Raw genomic sequence first — 501 nt, 5'->3', positions numbered from 1 at the left:
CATCGAGTATTTGATGACCTACCTTATAAGTTTCATGTAATAGATCATCTAAGTTTATTAAGTATTGAACGAGAGAGTGCTCACTCTGTGAAAAGTCGAATAGTCTGTAAGACTTATAATGAATTGGATCAAGATCTATAGGCGAAATTAAATGGCACTTCCAATAACGTTTAAGCTTATTATATTTACGTTTTTCTGTGGTTCTAAATTGGTTCATTACACTGACACGACACCGGTTAATTTCTCTGTTAACAGCTTGTACAATATGAAAACGATCGATAATTATTTTAGCGTTAGGAAACAAGTCTTCAACTAAATCCATATACGGTTGATACATATCCATCGTGACGGCTTTGACTCGCTTTCGTTCTTCTAGAGAAAACTTTAAAAAATGTTCTTCTAACTTGAATTTACGACGATCAGGTAATATTTCAATAACATCATGATTGACGGCATCACAATAAATAAAGCTCATCGCACTCGCTACATCATTCGTTGACT

1 protein-coding gene is annotated in these 501 nt (G+C 33.9%); it reads right to left on the bottom strand.

What is annotated here, in order from left to right:
- The coding region (locus CD126_RS11630) for a transposase (RefSeq protein ID WP_142381373.1) at nucleotides 1–501 on the bottom strand (501 nt) is incomplete at both ends.

Origin of the sequence: Staphylococcus pettenkoferi (assembly GCF_002902685.1) — a bacterium.
In the GTDB taxonomy this organism is placed as follows: Bacteria; Bacillota; Bacilli; order Staphylococcales; family Staphylococcaceae; genus Staphylococcus; species Staphylococcus pettenkoferi.
The sequence above is the reverse complement of the archived record's forward strand: the minus strand, read 5'-3'. Positions and strand labels throughout refer to the sequence as shown.